The organism is Thermorudis peleae, assembly GCF_000744775.1.
Classification (GTDB): domain Bacteria; phylum Chloroflexota; class Chloroflexia; order Thermomicrobiales; family Thermomicrobiaceae; genus Thermorudis; species Thermorudis peleae.
This window is the reverse complement of sequence record NZ_JQMP01000001.1, coordinates 514,032-539,334: the sequence shown is the minus strand read 5'-3', so window position 1 is coordinate 539,334 and position 25,303 is coordinate 514,032. Positions and strand designations below refer to the sequence as shown.

General features: G+C 61.4%; 20 protein-coding genes. 15 read left to right on the top strand and 5 right to left on the bottom strand.

The window, feature by feature from the left end; translation table 11 throughout:
* Window positions 1-3 precede the first annotated feature (3 nt).
* From N675_RS02465 to N675_RS02450, 4 genes are read left to right on the top strand one after another with little or no spacing between them, the layout of a single operon-like run.
* Window positions 4-489 (top strand): (2Fe-2S)-binding protein, encoded by a 486-nt coding sequence (locus N675_RS02465; RefSeq protein WP_038037692.1) that lies wholly within the window; start codon window positions 4-6, stop codon window positions 487-489.
* A gap of 9 nt (window positions 490-498) precedes the next feature.
* The gene (locus tag N675_RS02460; protein WP_038037691.1) at window positions 499-2,934 is read left to right on the top strand and encodes a xanthine dehydrogenase family protein molybdopterin-binding subunit; all 2,436 of its coding nucleotides are present in this window, start codon (window positions 499-501) and stop codon (window positions 2,932-2,934) included.
* A gap of 21 nt (window positions 2,935-2,955) precedes the next feature.
* Window positions 2,956-4,110 carry a M24 family metallopeptidase gene (locus N675_RS02455; RefSeq protein ID WP_038037690.1) on the top strand — a complete coding sequence of 385 codons (1,155 nt, stop codon included), beginning with the start codon at window positions 2,956-2,958 and terminating at the stop codon, window positions 4,108-4,110.
* Window positions 4,111-4,125: 15 nt separating this feature from the next.
* Window positions 4,126-5,307: an FAD binding domain-containing protein gene (locus N675_RS02450; protein ID WP_038037689.1), complete on the top strand. Its 1,182-nt coding sequence runs from the start codon at window positions 4,126-4,128 to the stop codon at window positions 5,305-5,307.
* Between the two features lie 236 nt (window positions 5,308-5,543).
* On the opposite strand, the gene N675_RS14205 is transcribed toward N675_RS02450, so the two are convergent.
* Window positions 5,544-6,329, bottom strand: coding sequence for a FadR/GntR family transcriptional regulator (locus tag N675_RS14205; RefSeq protein WP_051913903.1), 786 nt, complete (start codon window positions 6,327-6,329; stop codon window positions 5,544-5,546).
* Between the two features lie 163 nt (window positions 6,330-6,492).
* Between N675_RS14205 and N675_RS02440 the strand changes: the two genes are divergently transcribed.
* Window positions 6,493-7,692, top strand: coding sequence for a mandelate racemase/muconate lactonizing enzyme family protein (locus tag N675_RS02440; protein ID WP_038037688.1), 1,200 nt, complete (start codon window positions 6,493-6,495; stop codon window positions 7,690-7,692).
* A 249-nt stretch (window positions 7,693-7,941) separates the two neighbouring features.
* Window positions 7,942-8,349, top strand: coding sequence for a (R)-mandelonitrile lyase (locus tag N675_RS02435; RefSeq protein ID WP_038037687.1), 408 nt, complete (start codon window positions 7,942-7,944; stop codon window positions 8,347-8,349).
* Window positions 8,350-8,785: 436 nt separating this feature from the next.
* Here N675_RS02435 and N675_RS13415 read toward each other — a convergent pair whose 3' ends face one another.
* A complete protein-coding gene (locus tag N675_RS13415) occupies window positions 8,786-10,120 on the bottom strand; it encodes a hypothetical protein (RefSeq protein ID WP_051913901.1) in 1,335 nt (444 codons plus the stop codon).
* A 381-nt stretch (window positions 10,121-10,501) separates the two neighbouring features.
* Between N675_RS13415 and N675_RS02420 the strand changes: the two genes are divergently transcribed.
* The 3 genes from N675_RS02420 to N675_RS02410 all read left to right on the top strand — a co-directional run bounded on the left by N675_RS02420 (window position 10,502) and on the right by N675_RS02410 (window position 14,539).
* The gene (locus N675_RS02420; protein WP_038037685.1) at window positions 10,502-11,236 is read left to right on the top strand and encodes an SDR family NAD(P)-dependent oxidoreductase; all 735 of its coding nucleotides are present in this window, start codon (window positions 10,502-10,504) and stop codon (window positions 11,234-11,236) included.
* Window positions 11,237-11,595: 359 nt separating this feature from the next.
* Window positions 11,596-13,833, top strand: a complete 2,238-nt coding sequence (locus tag N675_RS02415) for an amylo-alpha-1,6-glucosidase (RefSeq protein WP_038037683.1) — start codon at window positions 11,596-11,598, stop codon at window positions 13,831-13,833.
* Entirely contained in the window at window positions 13,823-14,539 is a 717-nt protein-coding gene (locus N675_RS02410; RefSeq protein WP_038037681.1) for a hypothetical protein, read from the top strand. Before N675_RS02415 ends, N675_RS02410 begins: the two co-directional genes overlap by 11 nt.
* 11 nt (window positions 14,540-14,550) lie before the next feature.
* On the opposite strand, the gene N675_RS02405 is transcribed toward N675_RS02410, so the two are convergent.
* On the bottom strand, window positions 14,551-14,814 hold the full coding sequence (locus N675_RS02405; protein WP_051913899.1) for a hypothetical protein: 264 nt from the start codon (window positions 14,812-14,814) through the stop codon (window positions 14,551-14,553).
* Window positions 14,815-15,076: 262 nt separating this feature from the next.
* On the opposite strand from N675_RS02405, the gene cofD reads away from it, so the two are divergent.
* From cofD to N675_RS02375, 6 genes are all read left to right on the top strand, one after another.
* On the top strand, window positions 15,077-16,057 hold the full coding sequence (gene cofD, locus N675_RS02400) for a 2-phospho-L-lactate transferase (protein ID WP_038037680.1): 981 nt from the start codon (window positions 15,077-15,079) through the stop codon (window positions 16,055-16,057).
* Window positions 16,058-16,059: 2 nt separating this feature from the next.
* Window positions 16,060-16,674 (top strand): 2-phospho-L-lactate guanylyltransferase, encoded by a 615-nt coding sequence (gene cofC, locus N675_RS02395; protein WP_051913897.1) that lies wholly within the window; start codon window positions 16,060-16,062, stop codon window positions 16,672-16,674.
* Between the two features lie 96 nt (window positions 16,675-16,770).
* On the top strand, window positions 16,771-17,721 hold the full coding sequence (locus tag N675_RS02390; protein ID WP_051913895.1) for a DMT family transporter: 951 nt from the start codon (window positions 16,771-16,773) through the stop codon (window positions 17,719-17,721).
* A gap of 8 nt (window positions 17,722-17,729) precedes the next feature.
* Complete coding sequence (locus N675_RS02385) at window positions 17,730-18,374, top strand: nitroreductase family protein (RefSeq protein ID WP_051913893.1); 645 nt, start codon at window positions 17,730-17,732, stop codon at window positions 18,372-18,374.
* Between the two features lie 25 nt (window positions 18,375-18,399).
* The gene (locus N675_RS13410; RefSeq protein WP_051913892.1) at window positions 18,400-19,395 is read left to right on the top strand and encodes a thermonuclease family protein; all 996 of its coding nucleotides are present in this window, start codon (window positions 18,400-18,402) and stop codon (window positions 19,393-19,395) included.
* A gap of 171 nt (window positions 19,396-19,566) precedes the next feature.
* Window positions 19,567-21,330, top strand: a complete 1,764-nt coding sequence (locus N675_RS02375) for a thiamine pyrophosphate-requiring protein (RefSeq protein WP_051913890.1) — start codon at window positions 19,567-19,569, stop codon at window positions 21,328-21,330.
* 329 nt (window positions 21,331-21,659) lie between these two features.
* Here the strand turns inward: N675_RS02375 and N675_RS02370 are convergent, their stop codons facing one another.
* The gene (locus N675_RS02370; RefSeq protein ID WP_051913888.1) at window positions 21,660-23,582 is read right to left on the bottom strand and encodes a PLP-dependent aspartate aminotransferase family protein; all 1,923 of its coding nucleotides are present in this window, start codon (window positions 23,580-23,582) and stop codon (window positions 21,660-21,662) included.
* Between the two features lie 20 nt (window positions 23,583-23,602).
* Window positions 23,603-25,285: an acyl--CoA ligase family protein gene (locus N675_RS02365; RefSeq protein WP_081886776.1), complete on the bottom strand. Its 1,683-nt coding sequence runs from the start codon at window positions 25,283-25,285 to the stop codon at window positions 23,603-23,605.
* Window positions 25,286-25,303: the final 18 nt, after the last annotated feature.

Genomic DNA, 25,303 nt, shown 5'->3' with positions numbered 1-25,303 from the left:
GCCATGGCTGATCGACATCATATCACCGTGACAGTCAATGGGACCCCGTATGAAGCGACAGTTGAGTCACGGCTCTTGCTTGCTGATTTTCTGCGCGACCACCTTGGCTATGTTGGCGTTCATGTGGGGTGTGAGCATGGGGTTTGTGGTGCATGCACGGTGTTCCTTGATGGCCAGACAGTGCGGTCATGCTTGCTCTTTGCTGTCCAGGCAGATGGTTGTCAGATTATGACCGTTGAGGGACTTGCGCGCGATAGCAACCTGCACCCCCTCCAAGAAGCATTTCGTGAAAAGCAGGCCATTCAGTGTGGCTTCTGTACGCCTGGTATGCTGCTGCGTGCCTATGAGCTATTGCAGCAAAATCCGCATCCAACACGGGATGAAATCCGGGAAGCGATTGCCGGCAACCTCTGTCGCTGCACTGGTTACCAGTTCATCGTTGAGGCAATCCAAGCGGCTGCTGAACGCCTGGCTGTGACATCGCGATAGGAGGGACCAATGACAGCTCAAGCACCAGCACGAAAGTGGATCGGGCAGAGCATTCCGCGTGTTGAAGACCCACGTCTGCTCGTCGGGCGCGGCGGCTATGTCACTGACCTTGCTCTGCCAGGAATAGTCCATGCAGCGGTGCTGCGCAGCCCGTTGGCGCACGCGCGCATCATCTCAATTGATACGAGCAGGGCGAAGGCATTGCCCGGTGTCCTCGCCGTCGTCACGGGGAAAGACGTTACCGCGTTGACAAACCCGATGCCAGACTTTGGCCCTGACCCCTCGAAGCACACCTGGTGGGTATTGGCAGTCGACAAAGTGCGCTATGTCGGTGAGCCGGTTGCTGCTGTGGTCGCTACCGACCGCTACATCGCTGAAGATGCCTGTGAGCTAATCGATGTTCAGTATGAGCCACTTCCACCAGTGGTTGATCCGATTGCTGCGATGCAGCCAGGAGCGCCGCTTGTGCATGACGCGCTCGGCAGTAATGTGGTGTATCACCGAGTTTTCACCTTTGGTGATGTCGAACGCGATTTTGCTGAAGCGGACATTGTTGTGCGTGATCAACTGCGCTGGCACCGCTCCGGCGCGCAGCCACTTGAGACAGTCGGAGCAGTTGCGCAGTACAATCCCGCCACTGGCATGATGACGATCTACTGCAATTCCGTGACCTTTACCTTCCTGCTCTTTTTGGTTGCCAACACCCTCAAGATTCCATCAAACAAGCTTGATATGGTGCCGTGTCCAGCTGGCGGCAGCTTTGGCTCGAAGTTCTGGGCAGTGCGCGTGCCGATTCTGGCTGGGATGTTGGCGAAGCTGACCGGACGCCCAGTGAAATTCGTTGAAGATCGTCTCGATAACATCATGACCTCTGATCACCATGGCTCCGATCGTATCTATGAGGTCGAAATGGCCGCTATGCGCGATGGAACGCTGCGGAGTTTGCGCATTAATGTCATCGATGACTATGGAGCGTATATCCAATTTGGTGTTGGTACGCATGGCAACTCATTGGCACAAGTCGTTGGACCGTACAAGATCCAAAGCGTCCAATACGAGTTGACTGCCGTTCTGACAAATAAATGTCAGCAAGGGGCGTACCGCGGATTCGGCTCTGAAGTGACCAACTGGGTCGTTGAACGGATGGTCGATCTTGTTGCTCGTGAATTGCGCATGGATCCGGCTGAGATCCGGCGTAAGAACTTTATTCAGCCACACGAGTTCCCCTACACGATTCCGACTGGCAACATGTATGACAGTGGTAACTATGCTGGGGTGTTAGACAAAGCGCTTGCCCTCGCCGATTATGATGGTCTCCGTGCAATGCAGCGCAAGGCTCGTGAAGAGGGGCGCTACGTGGGTATCGGGCTGATTACTGCCCAGGAGCGGAGTGTCTTCAGCGCGACCGAGTTCTGGTTCTGGTTTGACCAGCCAACGGGTATCACCTCCAGCCCGGAGAGTGCAACGGTGCGGGTAGATCCGGCTGGCAGCATCACAGTTACGCTCTATTCCCAAGCTTTCTGGGGGCAGAGTCCGGAGACCGTCGTTGCCCAAGTTGTGGCTGAAGAGTTCGGCGTCGATCCCAGTCAGGTGAGCGTGATCTATGGAAGCTCAGCGCGTGGTTTGCCGGCGACCGGTCCGGGTGGCAGCCGCTTCACCATTATGGTAACGGGAGCGGTACGTGGCGCGGCCCAACGTGTTAAGGATAAGATGCGCAAGATTGCCAGTCATCAGCTTGAAGCTGCTCCGGAAGATCTTGAATTCGTTGATGGCATGATTCGCGTACGCGGTGCGCCAGAGAAAGCCGTCTCACTTCAAGATGTGGCAACACTGGCATACCTTTTCAAGCTCGACTTGCCACCCGATATTGAAGAGAGTGGATTACAAGCCGACTACACGTTTGATCATCCCTACACAACCAAGCCGTCACCTGATCGTAAGAGCCTCGGTGTCTTCTATCCCTTCGTCGGTCACGCCTGTCATATCGCTGCCATTGAGGTGGACGTTGAGACCGGGCAGCATCGCTTCCTAAAGTACGTTGCGGTCCATGATGCTGGCACTGTTGTCAATCCACGCTCACTTGACGGCCAGATCATTGGTGGCGTGGCACAAGGGCTTGGGACAGCAATGTATGAACAGTACGTCTATGGGCCGGATGGCCAACTCTTGACCGGCAGTTATGCTGACTACCTGATTCCCACAGCTATGGAAGTACCATGGGTTGAGATTGACCATCAGGAGACACCGTCGCCGTTTACTCCCTACGGTATCAAGGGTGCTGGCGAAGGTGGTCGAATGATGACGCCAGCGGTTGTCTGTGCAGCTCTGGAGGATGCCCTTGCTCCCTTTGGTGTGCGGATCAATGAGGTGCCGGTCACACCAGAAAAGCTACTACGCTGGATCGATGAAGCCCAAGCGCGACGACAAGCCCGAACCGGTGATTGAACCGAGCGTGGAGGTGAAGCGATGTATCCGTTTATGGCAGAACGGCTGGAACGCGAATTGTACGAGGCGGGCATAGACCTGTTACTTGCTACCAGCCGGCACAATGTTCGCTATCTTACCGGTGGATACTACTTGCCAACCTTTCAGCGCCTTGAGCCAATCGGGCTGTCGCATTACGTGCCGATGCTGGTGATGCCCCGCCGCAATTTTGCCCAGAGCGTTTACATCGGAGTCTCCGTTCCAGATGTCGATGAGGTTCAGGCGCTAGAAGCCTTTGGCCCAATGTGGGTGGAGCAGCGCGTCTGGGTGCCCGAGTTGCGGCGTAGCGTTGCCGGGCTAGTAGCACGCGAGGCAGCGCGGCAGATTCGCGGGTTGGGACTGAGTGGCGGGACAATCGGCGTGGAGAAAGCCTTCTTGCCCCTTGAAGCGTTCGAGGTGCTACGGACAGAGTTGCCGGAAGCGACGTTCGTTGATGCCACGCTTGCCCTTGCTCGGACACGGGCAGTCAAGACGACGCGAGAGCTCGCGCTGATGCGTGAGGTTCATGAGCGGACGGCGCGAGCGATTCGAGCGACGCTTGAGGCTGGGCGTGTAGGAGAGACCTCTCGCGCGGTTGAGCAACGCCTGGAACGGGCGATGGTCGAGGAAGGAGTGCATCGCATCTTTACCTTCGCGGGGATTGGCCCAAGCTATAACCGGTTTCCGCGAGATATACCCTGGGAGCGAGGGCACATCCTGCAAGTGGATACGGTGGCAGAATACGATGGCTACCTGGCGGATTTAGCACGGATGGCCTCACTTGGCGAGGCACCAGCTGTGGCGCAGGAACTCTTTGCTGCTTGCCTGGCGGTGCAGGAGCGGGTACGAGGTTCACTTGGCCCAGGCGTGCGTGGACAGGAGATCCATCGATTAGGCTGGGAAGCGATCCGGTCCTGTCGCTGGGCTGATGGTGGAAACTTCATTGCTCATGGACTTGGGCTCGTCAGTAATGAACTGCCGATCTTCAACGCTGAAGCTGTTGATGCGCTCGAGCCAGGGATGGTGGTGTCGATTGAGGCAGAGTATCGTCATCCCGAGGTAGGGCATGTCAAGCTTGAGGACACAGTCATCGTAACGGCGACGGGATGTGAGGGGATTGGCGACTTCGGGCGCGAGTGGTGCACTGTCGCCGAGTAGCTGAGAGAGCGATTGATGCGGATCCTGATTGTTGGTGGTTCGCTGGGCGGCCTCAATGCGGCAGTCTGGCTGAGCCGAGCTGGTCATGATGTCACGGTCTTTGAGCGGTCTGCTACGCTGCTGGAAGATCGTGGTGCTGGCATTGTCCTGCACCCGGCTACTGTGCGTCCCTTTGGTGGGAGCGATCCTACTGTGCTTCGCATGCTCGGCGTGCCGTTACGACGCGTACAGTATTTGAATGCAGGTGGACGGCTCGTTGCTACACGACCAACGAGCTGGTGGGCGACATCGTATGCCACGCTCTATCGACGTCTCCTCCAACTCATCGACGCTAGCGGTTATCAGCTCGATGCTACCTGTGTTGGTGTGATGCAAGACGAGTACCGGGTGAAGCTGCGTTTTGCCAATGGAACTGAAGCTGAAGGAGATCTCGTCGTGTTTGCTGATGGGGTCTCTTCTTTTGGGCGCACGGTGATTGCTCCGGGGAATACGCCGCAGCATGCTGGGTATATTGCCTGGCGTGGCGTAGTGCCGGTGTGCCGCCTGAGTCCTCAAACACGGAGTTTATTTGAGGAGGCGATCACCTATGTCCTGCTACCCACGAGTCACGTGGTCGCTTACCCAGTGCCTGATCGCGACGGGAGAGTTGAACCAGCGGCGCGACTGCTCAATTGGTTGTGGTATCGCTCTGTGTCTCCCGAGCAACTGGATGACCTGCTACTGGGCCGTGATGGGCGACGCTTTGCACTTTCCGTACCAACTGGCTTCGTGGCCCATGAGCACATTGTGCGTCTGCACGTAGATGCGCAAGCCATGCTTCCACCTCCACTGGCCGAATGTGTTGCCCTGACGGACGAGCCGTTTATCGATGGCATTGCTGATGTCGCAGTACCGCGTATGGTGCGGGGACGATGTTGCCTGCTCGGTGATGCGGCGTTCCGGCCGCGCCCACATGTAGCAGCTGGTACGGCTAAGGCGGCCGAGGACGCCTTCCAACTGGCTCAGTCTCTGCAAGCGCATTCGGTCGGACTAGCGCAGGCCCTTGACGTATGGGAACAGCGCCAGCGACCACTTGGCCAGTCAGTCGTCGAGCGGGCGCGCTGGGCGGGTGCGCTGCTGCAATCGGGGCGCTGGCCACTGGGTGCGCTGCCACCCTTCGGGCTAGCACGCATAAGCGATAGTGCCCTTCCTATCTGATTCTTTGCTTCGCTACCCTTCTCGTCGCAGGTGCTTTCGCTGCTCTGCTGCGTCGGAACTGGTTGCGTTATCGCTTCTTGCCTGGGGGTCCAGTGTGCTCTGCCCGGTACGCGGGATGGATTGGGAATGCCAACACGAGGTGAGGTAGGGACGCCTGACCTGCCTCAGTATGCGCGAGAGGGAAAGGCTCTCGGGTTGAAGAAGCGCGATCAGTTCGTATGCAAGGTGCGCGTTCGCTATCTGTGCAGAAACTCCGGCAGGGCCGATGGTGATACATGGCGCAGTGCTTCGCGGATGTCGTCTTCGAATTGCTGCACGTGCTGTGCCATCGCCTGGCGTGCAGCGGTGACGTCCTGAGCGACAATCGCGGCAGCGATCTGTTCGTGACCGCGTTGCGATGCCTCCATACGCCCCGGCAGACGATCGGTCAGTTCCCAGGCGCGTACCAGCACTTGCCCCAGGGGCCGACGTGCCACAGCGATAAGCTGGTTGTGAGCTGCCTCAACAATCGCCTCATGGAAGGCAGCATCGTGTTGAGCGTACGCCAGCGGATCGTTGAGCGACCGGCGCATTGCCCGTAATGCCTGCTCGAGGACAGAGAGGTCGTCTAGCGTGCGGCGTTGAGCAGCGAGCTCCGCAGCGGTGATGTCAAGCACGGCGCGCAATTCGAGCAGGTCACGCAGCAGTGTCTCGTCTTTGCCGGTTCGAATCCGCTCGAATAACACGGCGGGATCGAGCTGATTCCATTCGCTGGGTAACCGTACCCGTGTGCCAATCCCATGGCGGACTTCGACAAGCCCCTTCTCGGCCAGTGCCCGGACTGCCTCACGAACGAGGGCTCGGCTGACGCCAAGCGTGTGTGCGAGTTCGGTCTCGGTGGGGAAAGTGCTGCCAGGCGGATAATAGCCACCGACAATATGCCGGACGAGGCGGGCAACCACCTGCTCACGCAGATGCGGCAGGCGTGCCAATGGCGGCTGAGCGGTCTGCTGCTCAGTTTGTCGCTTAGAGCGTGTACGCACTGCCCAACCTCCTTCAGTCTCGAGTCCTCTATCAATCAAGGACGTGCGCCGAAACGTCTCTTTCAAGCAGGAGAGCGTTGGCGGGTTGACCCCTGTGCTGTCATGAAGTATATTCCTGTCAGACATCTGACGACTGGCGGTGTGGAGTATAGGCAGGGCAGCGGTGAAGATTACGGCGATTGAGACGCTCCGGCTGGCAGAATACCCGAACCTCTGCTGGGTACTCGTCCATACTGACGAGGGCATTGTCGGGCTGGGGGAAACCTTCTTCGGTGCTGCGGCCGTCAGCGCTTACATCCATGAGACCGCTGCACCTCTGCTGTTGGGGCAGGATCCACGGCAGATTGACCGGCTGCGGCGCGTCCTCAGCCCTTACGTCGGCTATGCTGGCACCGGCGTTGAGATGCGGGGGAACTCCGCGATCGACATTGCGCTCTGGGATATTGTGGGCCAGATGACGGGCCAGCCACTCTACCAGTTGCTCGGCGGACTGACCCGCGAGGCGATCTGGGTCTACAATACCTGCGCTGGTTCCCGTTACATCCGAACTCGGCCAATTCAGCGTTCCGATAACTGGGGACTTACGCCTGAGCCGGTCGGTCCCTATGAAGACCTCGATGCCTTTCTCCACCGAGCCGATGACCTGGCCCGCAGCCTGCTGGAGCAGGGTATCACGGGGATGAAGATCTGGCCGTTCGATCCAGCCGCCGAGGCTAGTTTCGGCCAGCACATCAGTGCTCGTGACCTTGATCAGGCGCTCGAGCCGTTCCGCAAGATCCGAGCTGCTGTCGGCAATCGAATGGAGATCATGGTCGAGTTGCATGGACTGTGGTCGCTCCCGATGGCCAAGCGGATTGCTCAAGCGCTCGAGCCGTTTGCCCCCTTCTGGCTGGAAGACCCGATCCGTCCCGATGACTTGGGGGCGCTGGCCGAACTCGCCCGTGCCACGCGCATCCCGCTGACACTCAGTGAGACACTGGCGACGCGCTGGGGCTTTCGGGAGCTCCTGGAGCGGAGGATTCCGGGAGTGGTCATGTTGGACGTGAGCTGGTGTGGCGGACTCTCGGAGGCACGGCGGATTGCGGCGATGGCCGAGGCCTACCAGCTACCGGTGGCACCTCATGACTGCACTGGGCCGGTCGTCTTCACGGCCTCGGTGCATTTGGCAGTGAGTGTGCCGAATGCGCTGACCCAAGAGGTGGTGCGCGCGTTTTACTGGGGGTGGTACCGCGAACTGGTGACTGAGCTCCCGCCACTGGAGCAGGGGCAGGTGCGTCCGCTGCAGCATCCCGGGCTCGGTACCCGGCTGCGCCCTGAACTATTCGACCGCCCTGACGCCATCCGGCAGTATACTGCCCTGTAAACCAGGCACTGTTATGCCACACCGGGGTGTGTCACCGCGGCTGACGACACAAGCGTTCAGCGTGCAAGGATGGCCATGTGGCATATCCGCGTGCTCGCTTATAAGGGTGGCGTGTTAAAGCCGCAAAGGCTTCTGGGACGGCGATAGGCTCTCGTCGCTGGGGCTGCTGTGTTATCCTGCGCATTGTTCGGGGCGTTGGGGACTGTGCTAGCGGGTAACTTCGTAGATGACGCAGGAAGGAGTACGGTGATGGAGATCCTGCGTGTTGGCTCTCGCCCCTCACGCAAAGGCCCGGCTGAATCGTTTACCGGTAATGTTCGCATTGATCCGGTCTTTGATGCCACGCCACCTGCCCGTGTCCATATCGCGCGGGTGACATTCGAGCCCGGAGCTCGCACTGCCTGGCACACTCACCCGCTTGGCCAAGTGCTCGTCATTCTCGATGGCTGTGGCTGGGTCCAGCGTGAGGGTGGGGCAGTGGAAACGGTGTATCCCGGTGACGTCGTCTGGTTCGCCCCAGGTGAAAAGCACTGGCATGGTGCAACCGCAACGACGGGGATGACGCACCTGGCCATTCAAGAGGATCAGGATGGGCAGACTGTGACCTGGCTTGAGCATGTTCCTGATGACCAGTACTATGGCCATCAGGCCGAGTAGCCGCGCAGATAACGCGGCTCCGCGTGCCAGCCGCTGCGTAGCAAGGTCTCTTTGCTGCTCTCTGTGTGGTAGCCCTGCCAGTCCTCCTCGCCGCTGAAGGCATGGTATGGCAGTCCCTATGCCTTCGCCATCCGGTGCCCGGCGGGCCAATTCGCTAGAAGCGCAAAGAGAAACCAACTGTTTGATCATTCATCGTGCCACGCGAGCTGTGATCCAGGACGTACGTCGACACCACACCGCAAGCCGCCTGCCGTGGCCAGTGTTCCTACAATGATTCCCTTGTCAGAGTGTTGTATGGCGCCGTGCAGATGCTACCTGGTCCTTGGTAATCCTCTCAAGCTCTTGCTGCCAGACGCAGTCAGGATCCCCTACCCAATGCAACTGTCTCTCTACCCGCGGTATGGTGGCAGGAAGAGCCTCTGGCCCTGCCAGCGTCTTAGTTTGCGGGCTGGTAGACCTGCCACCAGGGGAAGACCCACTCCCCCTGAGCCCGTGCTGCCCCATAGCGCCAGGCGACATAGTGCCGCCCTGTGTTGGCAAACTCCACCCGCCACTCTAGCGGGTTCTCCGGCGTGTAGGTCAGGCAGCGGCGCTCAAAGCACTGCACCAGCACCCAGCGCTCCACTCCAGCGACCTTGGCCCGCGTCCAGGAGGGCTCAGTCAAGGGCCAGCCGACCAGCCACAGCCAGGGCCAGGAGTGATCATCACTGAGCGTGAATTCGAGCCCCAACTCTCCTGTCCAATGTGGTATATATGAAAGTCGCCAGACATCGATGACCTCGGCCTGGCTGCGCTGCCACTGGAAGAACTTCCAGAAGACACTGGCAACCGTGTGCTGGGTGGGGGCTCCAATGTCCAGCGTGGTCACGAGGTAACGACCCAGGCTGGGATCAACCCCGACCTTGCCCTGGCTATCGATGGTCTGGACTACCGTCGAGCCTGCGGAAGACGGCTTATACCCTATGAGCCTCCCTAGGGCAGCGTAGGTCACCCCGCCGCCATCGGCATCTCCAGCAACAGGGATAGCCGCAGGTTCCCGCGGGATGAAGGTGGTGTCCCCCACCTGGAGCTGTCCCGTGAGGAGTTCCTTGGCCAGCAATCCCGAGGTGATGGCCCAGGGTGCCTCGTGCCAGCGAGAGGCAAAACGGGCCAGGCTATGCTCCTCCAATTTGGCTGGATAGTCGAGAGTTCGCCAGACTGCAGCATCTTGTGACAAAGGCGAGGCAGAGCCAGTGGTGATCTCTAACCTCCCCTTCTCGAAGTACAGCACATAGCGAGCCCCCAGGAGCTTGGAGGGGTCATCCGCCCTTCGGTAGGGCCAGTTGTTGGGGTAGCCGTAATCAAAATAGTCTTTGATCACTCCCTCCAGGTAGGGCTCAACAAAGAGTTCGTCGGCTGGCGAGGAGGAGGACTCGACGCTGTACCTGCTCAGAAGTGCGCCGAAGAACCAGGAGTTCTCCCTGCGAGCAGCCACTGGCACATCGAAGACCAGTGCGGGGAGCCCCACGGTTATGAGCTGGGCCCTTCCTGGATCAGGTTGCAGCCATCCACACCCGGCGGCGTGGCAGGCTTGAGCGAGTGTCATTCCCAGTCCGATCAGGTCGAGTACCCCCTGGAAGCCTGGGGGCACCGGCTGATTCGGTTGTAGGCTGGCTGGAGGGCTTCCTGGGGCTGGCTGGGCTGCTGCTGGTGGCGGCAGGAGAGCAAGGTTCCCTAGCAGGAAACAGAGGGTAACGAAGCGTGCCAGCCGCTGGATCTGGGGGCGAGCCATCCCACTGCTCCTCTCCTGATGAAGAACCAACTTCCCTTTCAGCAGGAAGTGACGATACCACAGAAGACGTTAGATTGGCAACCAGGGACTGGACACGGCGAGAGTCGTCACAGGGGGGATCTCAGGCATGTGAGATACCAGTTCCGGATACTCCAGGGCTGGGTGTACCTGCAGGCTACCACGCGCATGGGAGCCACGGAAAAGATGGATGCATCGTTGTTGGGTTGCATCTCTGGCGTTGGCTGAGGCATCGGTGCCAGAATGGGTAGTGCCGGGAATGTGACCCGGCTGGCGGTTCTCTGCCACGCTGCTGGGCTGAGCTTGCCTGCAGGAGCAGAGCAGCACTGCATTTTCCAGCAATGATCATGAAGGGTTTGTTCCATGCCGTATCGGATCTTCATCACGGGTTCATCCGACGGCCTCGGCTTATGGGCTGCCCAGCGACTCATCCGGTTCGGCCACCAGGTCGTTCTCCATGCCCGTAACGCTGCACGTGCTCACGAGACAGCAGCCAAAGTACCCCAAGCTGAGCGGGTGCTGGTGGCTGATCTAGCCAAGCTCGACGAAGTGAAGCGACTCGCTGAAGAAGCCAACGCCACTGGCCCTTTTGAGGCAGTGATCCATAATGCTGCAGTCTACCGGGACCCAGGGCCAGAAGTGCTGGCAGTGAATGTCCTTGCGCCCTATGTTCTCACATGCCTGATGCATCGCCCCGCTCGGCTGATCTACATAAGCTCAAGCCTGCACCTCCAGGGGCGGTTCGACCCGGCTGCGTTCGCCGCTGGTGCTGTCAGCTATGCCGACTCGAAGCTCGCTCTCGTGCTTCTGGCTAAGGCCGTCGCCCGCCGGTGGCCTGATGTTGCCGTCAATGCTGTTGACCCTGGGTGGGTGCCAACGAAAATGGGTGGTCCCTATGCTCCAGATGATCCGAAAGACGGTATCAGGACACAGGTCTGGTTAGCGGTCTGTGATGCACCGGGGGCGAAGGTCAGTGGATACCTCTTTCATCGCCTCCAGCCAGCGTGCGTTCACCCGCAGGCCGAGGATATTGCGTTGCAGGATGCGCTTCTCGACCTCTGCGCAACGCTCACCGGCATCCCCTTCCCAACCAGGTAGCCCTAGGCCCACGATGCTTCTGCGTCTTGTTCGGGCATGGGCAGGTGACTGTCGGTGGCGTGCCGATGCGGCGAACGTCCCCCGGGAGCGCACACCGCATCTGTCCTCAAACGTGTGCCTCGGTTATGTCGTAACGTCGGCTTAGCATCTGGCACCATGTGTAGTGCAGCTTGGAGCGGCCGGGCGTTGCCGCGTATCAGGGGCGACAGAACTGACCGGACTGCACCGGCTGGCCAGCAGTACCATGCTGAGTGGCCATTGCCCACCAGTGCTCGTACACTTGCGCTAGGCGCAGGACGGTCGTGCCGTTCCAGTCGCGGCAACGGGCGCGGCACGCATATGATGGAGCAGGACAACGCATGGGATTGGCCCGCGAGAGCCGGACGCTCAAGCACGGTGAGATCTTCATTCTGAGTGACCAGCGCGGTGATGTGCGTCGCTCACTGCCCGGCGCTGGCATGTACTTCCGTGATACCCGCTTTCTCAGTGAGTACTGGTTGCTGCTCAACGGCGCTGAGCCGGAATTGCTTGATTCCTCGGCTGATCTTGTGACCGACGGCATCTTCGTCTTCAGTAACCCGGTCTTCCGTACCGAGGACGGCCACGATGTCGCCCCGCACACGATCACGCTCCAGCGTTGCCGCTCGATTGGTCAAGCGTTACGCGACACGTTTCTCGTTCAGAACTTTAACGCGTTTCCGGTTACGCTCGAACTCACGCTGGTCTTCGCCGCTGACTTCTTGGATATCTTTGAGGTTCGTGGCTGGCCCCGTGAGCGTCCCCGTGGACTGCAGCAGTTGCCGCAGCAGGACGGCTCGATGGTGCACTTGAGTTACCGCGCACCTGATGGCCTTGTCCTGGAAACGGAAATCGCGTTTAGTCAGCCACCTGACATTACTACCGTCGAGCCCGGCAGCGCTGAAGTGCGCCTGGCTGTGCCGCCGCGGCTGCTCTTGCCTGGCCATGATGTTCTCGTGCGGGCGCCGGGTGCGCTACGACCGCCGCGTGTCTTCACAACGTTTCGGCTGGCGTTGCCCGCGCGAGGCACTGCGGAACTGGGTGTGCGGATTACACCACGGCAACTGCTGCAGCACCAGCAACGACGGCGCATTCCGGACGTAGCGGCGACGGCCGAGGCACCGACAAAGGCGACGCTGCCCTTTGCCCAGGTGCAAACCGACCATGAGCTATTCAACCGCGTGCTTGACCGAAGTCTCCGCGACATTGAGGCGTTGATGACGCCCTTCCCCGGTGGGCCGCTCGTCGCCGCCGGCATCCCCTGGTTCGTGGCTCCCTTTGGTCGCGATAGCCTGATCGTCGCCCTGCAACTGCTGCTTTTCACCCCTGAGTTGGCAGCTGATGTGCTCCGCTTTCTGGCCCGCTATCAAGGGAAGCAGGTCAACGCCTGGACAGAAGAGGAGCCCGGCAAAATCCTCCACGAACTGCGCTTCGGCGAGATGACCCGCTTGGGCGAGACGCCGCACACGCCGTACTACGGCACGGTCGATGCGACGCCGCTCTTCATCGTCCTCTTCTGTGAACTGATGGACTGGGTGGGCTCGCCCTCGCTGTTCGAAGAGTTCTGGCCAGCGATCGAGGCTGCGCTCGGCTGGATTACTCGCTATGGCGACCGCGATCATGATGGCTTCGTCGACTATGGGAAGCAGTCGCCTCGGGGACTTGTCCACCAGAACTGGAAGGACAGCGCGAACTCGCTGCAGTTTCCCGACGGTGTGACCGAAGTTGCGATCCCGATCGCCCCGGTCGAGGTTCAGGGTTATGTCTACCAGGCGAAGCGTGGGCTGGCCGCCGTGCTCCAGCGCTATGGTAACGCTGCCCATCACGCGCTGGCTGCCCGCTTACGAGCTGAAGCTGAACAGCTGCGTCAGCGCTTTGAGCAGCGCTTTTGGAGCGAGGCAGACCAGTTCTATGGCCAGGCAATTGACGGCAAAGGGCGGCTGGTCAATGCAATCAGCTCCAATCCCGGGCATTGCCTTTTCAGCGGCATTGTTAGTCCGGAACGAGCGGCCCTGGTAGCACGCCGGCTGCTTGCTTCAGATCTCTATTCCGGCTGGGGTATCCGTACACTCAGCCGTACCATGCCGCACTACAACCCCATGAGCTACCACAATGGCAGCGTCTGGCCCCATGACAACGCACTGGCGATTGCTGGACTGCGACGCTACGGCTTTGATCAAGAGGCCTGTACCGTTATTACCGACCTCTTGAGTGCCGCCGAGCAATTCCCCTCCTATCGCCTGCCAGAGCTGTTCTGCGGTTTTGGCCGCGACGAGACTCCCTGTGCTCTCCCGGTCTCTTACCCGGTCAGCTGCAGTCCGCAGGCTTGGGCTGCTGGGACTATGCCTTTCCTCCTGCGAGTGATGCTCGGTGTTGAGCCACGCGCAGCTGAGCGCCGGCTGGTGCTGCGTCCGGCATTTCCTGACTGGCTGCATGAAGTAGAGGTGCGCGGTATGCGTTTTGCTGGGCGGACGCTCGATCTACGGGTCAGCCGCACTGACCGGCGCTATACGCTGGAGTGGCAGGGCGCTAGCGATGTGCAGGTGTTGATCGCAACAGGAGGCGGCGATGGTTCCTGAACATGGCAACGGCTACCGTGGAGATGGCCTTCATTGGGGGCCACTGCCTCGCTGGCGCTGGGTGTTCTTTGTGCGGTCAGTGCTGTCGGACGTTGGAAACCCTGCTTGCTCTGTGCTGCGGGCGTTCGGTGAGGCACTTGTCGCCGCTGGGCAGGAGGTGCTGTTCCTCGAGGAACGGGGAAATCCGGCGGTCGTGGCATTGCTGCGCCAGCAGGGCGCCCGCGCGCTGACTGCTTTCGCGCACGATCACCCACAGCTGCGCTACCACACGTACGAGCGTCGGTTTGGCGCGGACTTGGTTGAGTGGCTGGGACGAACGCTTGCCACGGCCGACATCGCGGTCGTTGAGCTGGGCGTTGATGCGACGCTTGCTGGCTGGGTCGGTGCCCTCACCCGGCCGCATTTGCAAACCTACCTCCTGGACATTGTCGACTCACCAGAGGCGGCCGTGTGGCGAGCGCGCCTTATCGCTGGGCCAGTGTCGAATACACCAGGAGCACTCGATCCAGCGGCTTTCTCGGCCATCGTCTGTGCTAATGCCTGGGCTCCCGCGTATGTTGCCCGTCTTCCGGAGGAGCAGGTGCTGCGGCTCTCGACTCCAGTCCAAGCGGTGATGCCTGCTGACACCGCGACTGCGCTGGCTCGGCAGCTAGCAACGCTCCTCCTGGCGCGAGTAGCAGCTGCACCGCCGCGACGCGAAGCCTGATGCACTGGTGATTAGGCTGGGCCGTAGCCGATACGGCGGACGATGTTGCTCCAGTCTTCAGCCAGGGCCACGCCACATGCCTGACGTTCCCGGCTACGTTGGAGCAGGAGAGCGAGTTCGTCTTCGGTCAGCGTGAAGGCTTGGCCGCAATCGGGGCAGGTGACGACGAAGACGCAGTCTGCGCGCGTCTCACACCACTCAGTGACGTCGCCATAGACCCCCTTGGCGCAGAGGTGAGCAAGAATCGTCTCAACGACATGGTTGGCATCACCCATGGGGATCTCCTTTGACTGGTCTGGGAACGGTGTAGGACTATTGTCGGAAATCTTCCCCCTTCTGTCAACCCCTCCTGCACTGCTCTGTGTTCACCGAGCTTCCACGTCGTTGCTACTGGCAGGCAGACTGCTGAACGACACTCGCGGTGGAAGCGGTTGCCGCAGCAACGGGCGGCGGAGTAGCATCGCCTGATGATGCGGCGGGATGACTCGATCCTGAAGATGTTATGACGAGGGCGAGCGGGCAGCAGAAAGGGAGAACATGGAGACAGTGGCGGCAACTGGCAGCGGGCTTGTCGTCGCACTGGCTGGCGGCGTTGGTGGCGCAAAGCTCTCTCATGGTCTGGCGTTGAATGGGCTTGAGGAACGCTTGTGTGTCATTGTCAATACCGGCGACGACTTTACGCTTTACGGCCTGCATATCTCTCCTGACCTCGATACCGTGCTCTACACTCTAGCCGGGATCGCCAATCCGCAGACCGGCTGGGGGATCCTGGGCGACACCGACCACACACTGCGGATGATTGGCCGATATGGCCGGGAAACCTGGTTCTGGCTGGGCGACCGTGACCTCGCAACCCACATCCTCCGCACGGAACGCCTCCGCGCAGGCGCTCGGCTGACCGATGTGACGGCTGAGCTTGCCGCTGCGCTCGGAGTGCGCGCCCGTATTCTGCCAATGTGCGATGAGGCTGTCCCGACGATCGTCGAGACGCCTACTGGTTCCCTGCCGTTTCAGGACTACTTCGTACGCCGCCGCCAGAAGGACACTGTGGTAGGTGTACGCTTCGGCGGCATTGAACGGGCCCGACCGACGCCTGAGGTGCTGGCCGCACTCGATGCTGCCGCGGTGGTTGTGCTCTGCCCGTCGAACCCCATCGTAAGTATCGGGCCGATCGTGGCCGTGCCGGGCCTACGCGAACGCTTGCGAGCACTCCATGTCCCAATCGTCGCAGTAAGCCCGATCGTCGCGGGCCAGGCGCTCAAGGGCCCGGCAGATCGCATGCTGGCGACCCTCGGTCATGAGGTCTCACCTCGGGGCGTTGCCCGACTCTACGCCGATTTCCTCGATGGTATTGTCATCGACAACCAGGATGCAGCGCTCGCACCAGTAATCGAGGAGCTTGGCATAGCGGTGTATGTGACTGATACAGTGATGCGCTCCGAGGCCGATCGGCAACGGCTGGCGGCTGAGACACTGGCGTTTGCCGAACGGCTGGGTAAGCGTGTGGAGCAGGGTTGACAATGCCTGCTCTGGCCATTGTGCCGGTGCAGCACCTGAACCGAGCCAAGAGCCGGCTTGCTCCGGCATTCGATCCGGCTGCCCGGCAAGCGCTTGTCCAGATGTTGCTTGCGCACGTTGTGACGGTATTGCAGGCCACGCCGGGCGTCGGCACAGTCGTTGTCGTCACGCCTGACCAAACGGTTCTTGCGCTAGCAGAACAATACGGGACGCGTGGATTATGGCAGGCGGCTGGTGGATTGAATGAGGCAGTACAGCAAGGACAGGCGCTGGCCCAGGCTGAGGGATGGGGGACACTGCTGGTCGTGCTCGGCGACCTACCGCACTTGACCGTTGCCAACGTCACAGCCCTGCTTGCCTTAGCTGATGCCGCGACAGCAGTACTGGCCCCAGATCGCCACGGGCAAGGCACGAACCTGCTCGCGTGGCCAGCAGCAAAACCGCTCGATCCCCAGTTCGGACCAGGGAGTCGCTGGAGGCATCGGCGTGTGGCTGCTCAGGCTGGGTTATGCATTCGAGAATATTGGGCGTGGGGTACGGCTGCTGACTGCGATACACCGGATGATGCGGCACAGCTGGGGCTACTGCCAACAACGGCTGTTGCTTGGGACGAGTGACGAGCGCTGACCACTGGGAATAGGGCGATAGCGCGGAACGTTGCACACTAACGCGGCTAAATGGCCCCGGTGACCGACAGGATGGGAGGGACGGCAATGACGGACAAGGATCGGGTGACGCGCTGGGGCGTGGTGCTGGTGGCGCTCGGCGCCTCGCTCTGGGCAGTGGATGCGCCGATCCGCAAGCCACTGACCAACGAACTGCCAGCAACCGCGATCGTGCTCTGTGAGCACCTTTTCCTTGCCCTCTATGCGTTGCCGGTTGTCTGGATGGCGCGCCGCATCTTCGCCCAGTTGAGTGGACGCGGCTGGCTGGCACTGCTGGCCATCGGCTGGGGTGGCTCAGGACTTGCCACCGTGCTCTTCACCGAGGCGTTCAAGATCGGCAACCCAACGACGGTTATCCTGCTGCAGAAGCTGCAGCCGTTGATCGCTGTGGCATTAGCCGGGTTGCTCCTCCGTGAACGATTGCCCCGGCTGTACTGGCCCTGCTTCGCTGTCGCGCTTGTTGGTGCTTACCTTGTCTCCTTTGGCACCCTCGAGCCGTTCTGGCAGTTACCGCGCGATCGCCTGCTGACAGCAGCGCTGGCGATCGGTGCGGCAACACTGTGGGGCGCAGCGACTGTCTTTGGCCGCTACTTGCTAACGATCGCTGATCTGGACTTCCCGACGCTGACGGCTGGGCGCTTCCTCTCAGCGTTGCCATTCCTCGCAGTACTCGCTGTATTCGACGGCGCGTTTGTACCAGCGGTTCGCACTGGCTTGGGACATGAACCACTACGTCTCTTCTTCCTCGCGCTTGTGCCTGGCCTGGCTGGCATGCTCATCTACTATGCTGGGTTGAGTCGTACCCGCGCGTCCTACGCTACGCTCGCCGAGCTGGCCTACCCAGCTGCAGCTGTTATCGTGAACTGGATCTTCCTCGGGGCACGCATTAACGGCACGCAGCTTGTCGGCTTCGTCATCCTCTGGCTGGCGATCACGGCGTTGACCGGCATCCCGGCGCCGCAGCCAGCTGAAGCTGAGCCGCGCGCTGCCGCCTCATGAATCTGCCGATGGAACGCGCGCGGGCACTGCACCTGCCAGGTGAACGGGCGCTCGACCTACCGGAGCTAATCCGTGGGCGGCGCTCCGTGCGCCGAATGCGGAGCGACCCGATACCACCTGAGGTCGTCGAGGCGGTGCTGGAAGCTGCAGCCTGGGCTCCTTCGCCTCACGGCACGCAGCCGTGGCGATTCGTCGTGATTACCGAGCCGGCACGCAAGGAGCAGCTCGCCCAAGCCATGGCTGACACCTGGGTCAGGCAGCTCGCCCTCGATGGCGAGGCCCCCGAGCGGATCGCCCAGCGTGTCGCCGGCTCGCAGCGTCGGCTGCGCGAGGCACCGGTGTTGCTGCTCTTCTGCCTCTTCCTTGGCGACCTCGATCGTTACCCCGATTCCGAGCGGCAGGCTGCTGAAGAGATTATGGCGATCCAGAGCCTCGGAGCGGCGGTGCAAAATGCCCTCCTGATGTCCTATCGCCTTGGTCTTGACACCGGATGGATGTGTGCGCCACTCTTTTGCCCAGCAACCGTCAGACAGGTGCTCGGCTTGCCGGAGGAGCTTATCCCCCATGCGCTCGTGACGCTTGGCTATGCTGCTGCTGATCCCCAACGCCGGCCACGTCGTCCGCTTGCCGAGCTGATTGTCCGCTGGGAGTAGCGGTGCATCGCCAAGGAGCCCACTGATGCAACGGCGATGGCTTTGGATCGTTGTTCTGCTCGTACTGTTAATGGCCTGTACTGCCCCGACGAAGACGCCTAATGTGCAGCCGGCAGCGACGACGAGCCCCACGTCACCACCGCGCTCAGCTGCGACATTGGCGGCAACTCCGACCGCTTGGCTTGCAACGCAGCCTACCCAATCTGCTCAGCCCTCGGTGATGGCCACACCGGCGTCAACGTCGAGCGGCCCGGTGCTTGACGGCCCGTATCCCGTCACCGAGGTGGTTGATGGCGACACCATCAAAGTGAGCCTCAACGGTCGTATCGTCAGCATCCGGTTGATCGGTATGGATGCACCGGAACTACGTGATCCTCGGAAGCCGGTGCAGTGCTACGCTGCTGAGGCTGCGCGATTCACTCAGGACATGATTGCTCGGGCTGACAACCGCGTGTTGCTTGAACGTGATGTCAGCGAGACTGATCAGTACGGCCGGCTCTTGCGCTACGTCTGGCTTGACCAGCCAGATGGGCGACGGATGCTGAATTATGAACTCGTCGCACAAGGCTATGCCCAAGTGCTCACCATCCCGCCTGATGTCAAGTACGCTGAATGGTTTCGCCAGGCACAGGTACAGGCCCAAGCCCAGCGGCGTGGGCTGTGGGGCGCATGCCCGGCCTTCGGCGCGCCAGCAGCGACCCCAACGCCGATGGCCTCGTCAGCTTCGCCCGCCACAACGGCTGCAGCAAGCGGCGTCGTCTTCGTGAGTGTTACTGGCGGTCCGCCAGGCAGTACAGCCTCGGTTGTTGTCCAGACTCGGCCGGGTGCGCACTGTACGATCCAGTATCGAACACCGGCGGGCACAGCCAGCCAGGCTCAGGGACTCGTTCCGCGTGACGCTGGTGCTGATGGCCGAGTGAGTTGGTCATGGAAGATCGGTACAAGCACCCGCCCAGGGACCGGCACAGTTACCGTGACCTGCGACGGCGTTTCGGCCAGTCACCCTATCACCATTGGCTAGGCTGGCCTTCCACACTGCCTGTATCACGGCCGTACGGCGTCATTGGCTGCTGCGTCTGTTCAGCTATGCCAACCAGCAGGCTTGACCAACCTGTGCAAGGTCCCTAGCCTAGCCACTAGGAGCATTGTCATCACTCGCGTATCATGCGTGCACGCGAAAGGAGCATCGTCGATGGTCGAGCCAGCTACTGCCCACGTGACAGCCACGCCGCCTGCCGAGCCTGTTGATGCCGCCGATGCCTATGTCGCTGCGCTCCTTGCCCAGGGCGTCAGCCACCTCTTCCTTAATCCCGGCACTGACACTTTCCCTGTCCAAGAAGCGATCGCCCGACGCCAGGCACTCGGCCTACCCGCGCCGACCGTCGTCCTCTGCCCATTCGAAGTCGTAGCCTTAGCCGCAGCTCACGGCTTCTATGCAGCGAGCGGCCGCCCCCAGGCTGTGCTCGTCCACGTTGACGTCGGCACGCAGAATCTCGGCGCGATGCTCCATAATGCTCAGCGCGGACGCGCCGCCGTCTTCATCAGCGCCGGCCGTGCTCCTTACACAACTGACCCAACCATTCGCGGTACCCGTGATACATACATCCACTGGCTTCAGGAGCAGCGAGATCAGCACGGTATTGTCCGCAATTATGTTAAATGGGAGTACGAGGTCCGTCGTCCTGACCAGCTTGGCGAAGCGATTGCCCGTGCCTTCCAAGTTGCCTGCTCTGACCCTCCTGGACCGGTCTACCTGACGCTCCCCCGTGAGGTGCTGATGGCGCCAGATGTCGGCCAGCAGCCGCAGCCCAACCGTTTTGCCCCAGCTCGTCTCGGGGCAGGCGACCCGGCTGCGCTGGAGCGCATTGCCGACTGGCTCGTCCAGGCTGAGCGACCGCTTGTGCTGACGTCAGCGGTTGGGCGGACGTCGGCGGGCTGGAACGGCCTGTTACAGCTGGCTGATCTGCTCGCTCTCCCGGTCATCGAGTGGCGCAGCCGGGCGAACTTCCCGTCGACGCATCCGCTTCACCTTGGCTACAACTACGGGCTGGAAACCGGTCTGGAGGAAGCCGATCTCGTGCTTGTGCTCGACCACGACGTGCCGTACATTCCGACGCGCCGTCACCCCCACCCCGACGCCCGCGTCGTTGCGCTTGGCCTTGATCCTGTCAACGTCACAATCCCGCTCTGGAGCTTCCCGGTCGATCTCGTGGTGCCCTGTGATACGGCCCAGGCGCTGCCGCTGCTGGCTGAGATGGTAGCCGAGCGTTTGCGTCCGGCTGACCACGAACGGCTCGCGAAGCGGCGCGCAGCATGTGCAGCTCAGCACGCGGCCTTGCGTGCCCAGTGGGAGAAGGATGCTCGGGCGCAGGCGAACATGCAGCCAATTGGCGTCAGCTGGCTTGGTACGTGCCTTGAGCAGCTGCGCCAGGAGCATCCCGACCTGATTGTCGTCGACGAGGCTGTCACGAGCCAGGTGCCGCTCTACTGCCAGATGCAGGTTGAGCGACCGGGCAGCTGGTTCCAGAGTGGTGGCTCAGGCCTGGGCTGGGGACTAGGCGCGGCTCTCGGTGTGAAGCTCGCGCTGCCTGATCGCCCGGTTATGGCGCTTGTCGGTGACGGCTCGTTCCTCTTCGGCGCGCCTGAGGCAATGCTCTGGACAGCGAGCCAGGTTGGTGCACCGGTGCTCGTTGTCATCTGCAACAACGCCTGTTACAACGCGACGCTCCAGCCGCTGCGAGCAGCCTACCCCACTGGCTTCGCGGTGCAAACTGGCCAGTATCCGGGTATCACACTCACGCCGCCTCCCGACTTTGCCAAACTTGCCGAGGCTGCTGGCGCCTACGGCGAGCGCGTCGAGGATCCAGCTATGCTGTTGCCAGCGCTGCGACGTGGGATCGAGCGGGCACTGTCCGGCCAATCAGCCGTGCTCGACGTCATTCTTGCTCGTCCATAGCTCCCTGCATTGCCCTCTTCGGAAGAACGAAGAGGGAGTCGCCACGACTCCCTCTTCATCCTATGGCCTTCTCTGTTTTTATGCTTTGTGCAGATTAGGAATCTCTCAAACGGCTTGGGGTGTACCGCGTCCAATAGCCTTTACGGTCGTCCACACCCAGCAGGAAGGCCAGGGTGGACGCGCATCTGAGTAGTGCCTACGCTGTGCTGGGGGCGCATACCGCTATGCGCCCCCAGGCTGCGTCGTACGCCTTCGTCGGCATGTTCCCCACGCGCTACACTCTGCGCTGTACCTCCCGCTGGATGCAGGCATGAGTGGGCAGGGTGACGCTACTCGGTCGCAGGTGCTGATGCTGCCGGCGTCGCCTCCGTGACAGGCGCATCAGGCCGGAAGGTACGCAGGTGACCGCGCCAGCGCTGCGCCTCTTTGTAAATACAGCGGTTCATGACTACCGCAAGTCCTGCCTCGGCTGCGATTCGCGCTGCCTCTGGGCTCACGACTCCCTCCTGCAACCATAGCACGCGCGCTCCATGTGCCACAGCGTCGCGTGCAACTTCCGGCGCGTGCTCGCTCGCACGGAAGACGACGACCACATCCACGGGTTCGGGAATGGCCGTCACCCGGGGGTAGGCCCGTTCACCCAGGGTCTGCTGGATGTTCGGATTGACCGGGATGATGCGGTAACCCAGCCGCTGTAACTTGCGGGCGACACGCGCACTCGGTCGGGTGGGGTCGTCCGAGAGGCCGACAATGGCCAGCACCTGCGGACGCACGCCACGTTCGTCGGCCACGAACGTGTTGGCGCAGACCGTGCGGATGACGTGCTCGTCGTTGAGCGCGATGGTACGACCGTTGCCCACTGCAGTTGCTGGCTGCAGCTCCGGCGATGGCGTCGGCTGCCGCGCTGGGCTGCTGTGATGAGCAACTGGGGCAGTCTCCGCTGCGGAAAGACCGGTGGCGATCCGCAGAGCGCGGTCGAGATCGGCCTTGAGGTCATCGATGTGCTCAATGCCAACGGCCAAGCGGATGAGGTCGTCGCCCACGCCGGCGGCCACACGCTGCTCAGCTGTAAGCTGGCGGTGGGTCGTGCTGGCCGGGTGGATGATAAGCGACTTGGCATCGCCCACGTTAGCCAGGTGCGACCAGAGCGCAACGTTGTCGATAACGCGGATGCCGGCCTCCATGCCTCCCTTGACGCCGAAGACGACGACAGCCCCGTAATGCTCGGGCCGCAGGTACTTCTTGGCCAGTGCGTGCGAGGGGTGATCAGGCAGGCCAGGGTACGCTACCCAGGCAACAGCCGGATGCGCCTGGAGCCAGCGGGCCAACTCAAGAGCATTCTCACAGTGCCGGTCCATCCGCACATGCAGTGTCTCGACACCGAGGAGCAGCAGGAAGGCATTAAAGGGGCTCATGCAGGCGCCGATGTCACGCATCATGTGTGAGCGTAGCTTGGTAACGAAGGCGAGGCTGCCGAAGTCTTTCCAGTAGGAAATGCCATGGTAGCCAGGATCAGGGTCAACGAGGCGGGGGAACTTGCCGTTCCCCCAGTCGAAGCGGCCAGCGTCGACGACAATGCCACCGATCGCAACACCGTGACCGCCAATCCACTTCGTTGTGGAGTGAATCACAATGTCTGCACCCCACTCAATTGGCCGGCAGAGATAGGGTGTGGCGAAGGTGTTATCGACGATCAGCGGAATGCCATGCTCGTGAGCAATGCGCGCCACCGCTTCGATGTCGAGTACGTCCAGCCTCGGGTTGCCGATCGTTTCGGCGTAGACGCAACGGGTGCGGTCGGTAATGGCCCGGCGGACGTTCTCGGGATCAGCGGCGTCAACGAAGCGGACGGTGATGCCGAAATCGGCCAAGGTGTTCGCGAAGAGGTTGACGGTGCCGCCGTAGAGGCTTGTGCTCGCGACGACCTCGTCACCGGCACGAGTGATGTTGAGCACGGCGAGAGTTGTGGCAGCTTGGCCGCTGGCGGTTGCCACGGCCGCAACACCGCCCTCGAGGTAGGCGATGCGCTTTTCGAAGACTTCGACGGTCGGGTTGCTAATGCGGGTGTAGATGTGCCCGGGCTCGTCGAGGTTGAAGAGCTGTGAAGCATGGTCAGCATCGGTGAAGACGAACGAGGTCGTCTGGTAGATCGGGACAGCGCGTGCACCGGTAGCAGGATCTGGCGCTTGGCCAGCGTGCACGGCTAGCGTTTCAATGGCGTATTCGCGGAAGGGGTCGCGTTCCGTTGCCAAGGGGGTAGCCTCCTCTCGTGTCAGTGAATCCGCTTCTCCTGCCCGGCCCATTCCCGCTCGCGCAGGACGAACTTCTGAATTTTACCCGTCGACGTCTTGGGCAGACTGTCGACCAGCTCTACCCGCTTCGGGCACTTGAAGTGTGCCAAGCGCTCGCGGCAGAAGGCGATCAGTTCCTCCGGCGTGACCTGAGCACCAGGCTTGAGAACCACAAAGGCAGCAGGCACTTCGCCCCACTTGTCGTCCGGGACGCCAATGACGGCGCACTCAAGTACCGCTGGATGCTGGTAGAAGACGCGTTCAACCTCGATCGTCGAAATGTTCTCGCCGCCACTGATGATGATGTCTTTCTTGCGGTCACGCAGCTCGATGTAGCCATCGGGGTGAACGACGCCAATGTCGCCAGAATGGAACCAACCACCGGCGAAAGCCTTGGCCGTGGCCTCTTCGTCGCGGTAGTAGCCTTTCATGACGTTGTTCCCGCGCATAACGACTTCGCCGAGCGTCTGGCCATCGGCCGGCACGTCGCGCATCTGCTCGTCGACAACGCGGATCTCAGGAGCATGGATGTAGCCCACACCCTGGCGCGCCTTGAGCCGGGCCCGCTCGGCCAGTGGCAGCGTATCCCACTCGCTGTGCCATTCACAGACGGTGTGCGGGCCATAGGTTTCAGTCAGGCCGTAGACATGGATGATCGTACCACCCATCTCCTCGATCTGCTGGATGGTCGTGGGGGCGGGTGGTGCTGCGGCGGTGAGCACCGTCACCGGGTGGGGGAAGCGATAGGTGGGATGCGGACGATCGGTGAGCAGCATGATGAGCACAGTCGGCGCGCCGCAAAAGTGGGTGACGTGCTCCTGTTCGATCAGCTGGAAGATGCGCGCAGGCTCAACCTTCGGAATCACGACGTGGGTCGCGCCAATGCCCGTGACAGCATAGGGGAAGTACCAGCCGTTGCAATGGAACATTGGTAAAGTCCACAGGTAGGCGCTTTCAGGCGCGAGGCGAGCCTCGATGATCTCGCCAAGCGCGTTGAGGTAGGCGCCGCGATGGGTTACCATAACGCCCTTGGGGCGCCCAGTTGTGCCGCTAGTGTAGTTGATGCTGAGAACGTCTTCCTCATCTGTCAGGGGATAGACGAGCGGCTCGGGCGATCCCTCCTCAAGGAGGGCTTCATAGGCGACGTCCGCCACGGCTGGCGGCTGCGGAGCCGGTCCGCCGTGACGGCTATCGATATCGGTCCAGATGACGAGGCGGAGATCTGGCAGCGCGGCACGGATCGGGGTGACCAGCTCGGCGAGCGCAGCATCGAGCAGCAGCGCTCGCGCGCCAGCATGTTCGAGAATGAAGCGGACTTCGTCACTCGAGAGGCGCACGTTGATCGGCACCAGGATACCGCCGAGGTAGGGCACAGCAAAGTGGGCTTCGAGTGCCTCCAGGCTGTTACGGCAGAGCACTGCTATCCGGTCACCCGGCGCGAGTCCCCGGGCGCGAAGCGCGCTTGCCAGGCGGTAGACTCGTTCACCGAACTCGCGGTATGTCAGCCGCCGAGTCCCATCGACCACGCCGAGCTTGTCAGGGAACACGTGGAGCGTTCGCTCGAGCAAGAGGAGCGGGGTCAAAAGCGAGCGGTAGGGCGGTAAACCTTCCCACTGCGGCCGAGCCCAGAGTTGCTGGAACAACGGGCGTGTTGTGAGTGTCATCGGTAACCTCCCATCGCG

What these genes read in the sequence shown, in the direction of transcription:
- N675_RS13415 (WP_051913901.1), bottom strand. Translation starts at nt 10,120, where the DNA reads ATGGCTCGCCCCCAGATCCAGCGGCTGGCACGCTTCGTTACCCTCTGT.
- N675_RS02465 (WP_038037692.1), top strand. Translation starts at nt 4, where the DNA reads ATGGCTGATCGACATCATATCACCGTGACAGTCAATGGGACCCCGTAT.
- N675_RS02385 (WP_051913893.1), top strand. Translation starts at nt 17,730, where the DNA reads ATGGAACGCGCGCGGGCACTGCACCTGCCAGGTGAACGGGCGCTCGAC.
- N675_RS02405 (WP_051913899.1), bottom strand. Translation starts at nt 14,814, where the DNA reads ATGGGTGATGCCAACCATGTCGTTGAGACGATTCTTGCTCACCTCTGC.
- N675_RS02435 (WP_038037687.1), top strand. Translation starts at nt 7,942, where the DNA reads ATGGAGATCCTGCGTGTTGGCTCTCGCCCCTCACGCAAAGGCCCGGCT.
- cofD (WP_038037680.1), top strand. Translation starts at nt 15,077, where the DNA reads ATGGAGACAGTGGCGGCAACTGGCAGCGGGCTTGTCGTCGCACTGGCT.
- N675_RS02455 (WP_038037690.1), top strand. Translation starts at nt 2,956, where the DNA reads ATGTATCCGTTTATGGCAGAACGGCTGGAACGCGAATTGTACGAGGCG.
- cofC (WP_051913897.1), top strand. Translation starts at nt 16,060, where the DNA reads ATGCCTGCTCTGGCCATTGTGCCGGTGCAGCACCTGAACCGAGCCAAG.
- N675_RS02420 (WP_038037685.1), top strand. Translation starts at nt 10,502, where the DNA reads ATGCCGTATCGGATCTTCATCACGGGTTCATCCGACGGCCTCGGCTTA.
- N675_RS02450 (WP_038037689.1), top strand. Translation starts at nt 4,126, where the DNA reads ATGCGGATCCTGATTGTTGGTGGTTCGCTGGGCGGCCTCAATGCGGCA.
- N675_RS02365 (WP_081886776.1), bottom strand. Translation starts at nt 25,285, where the DNA reads ATGACACTCACAACACGCCCGTTGTTCCAGCAACTCTGGGCTCGGCCG.
- N675_RS02460 (WP_038037691.1), top strand. Translation starts at nt 499, where the DNA reads ATGACAGCTCAAGCACCAGCACGAAAGTGGATCGGGCAGAGCATTCCG.
- N675_RS02415 (WP_038037683.1), top strand. Translation starts at nt 11,596, where the DNA reads ATGGGATTGGCCCGCGAGAGCCGGACGCTCAAGCACGGTGAGATCTTC.
- N675_RS02390 (WP_051913895.1), top strand. Translation starts at nt 16,771, where the DNA reads ATGACGGACAAGGATCGGGTGACGCGCTGGGGCGTGGTGCTGGTGGCG.
- N675_RS13410 (WP_051913892.1), top strand. Translation starts at nt 18,400, where the DNA reads ATGCAACGGCGATGGCTTTGGATCGTTGTTCTGCTCGTACTGTTAATG.
- N675_RS02375 (WP_051913890.1), top strand. Translation starts at nt 19,567, where the DNA reads ATGGTCGAGCCAGCTACTGCCCACGTGACAGCCACGCCGCCTGCCGAG.
- N675_RS02410 (WP_038037681.1), top strand. Translation starts at nt 13,823, where the DNA reads ATGGTTCCTGAACATGGCAACGGCTACCGTGGAGATGGCCTTCATTGG.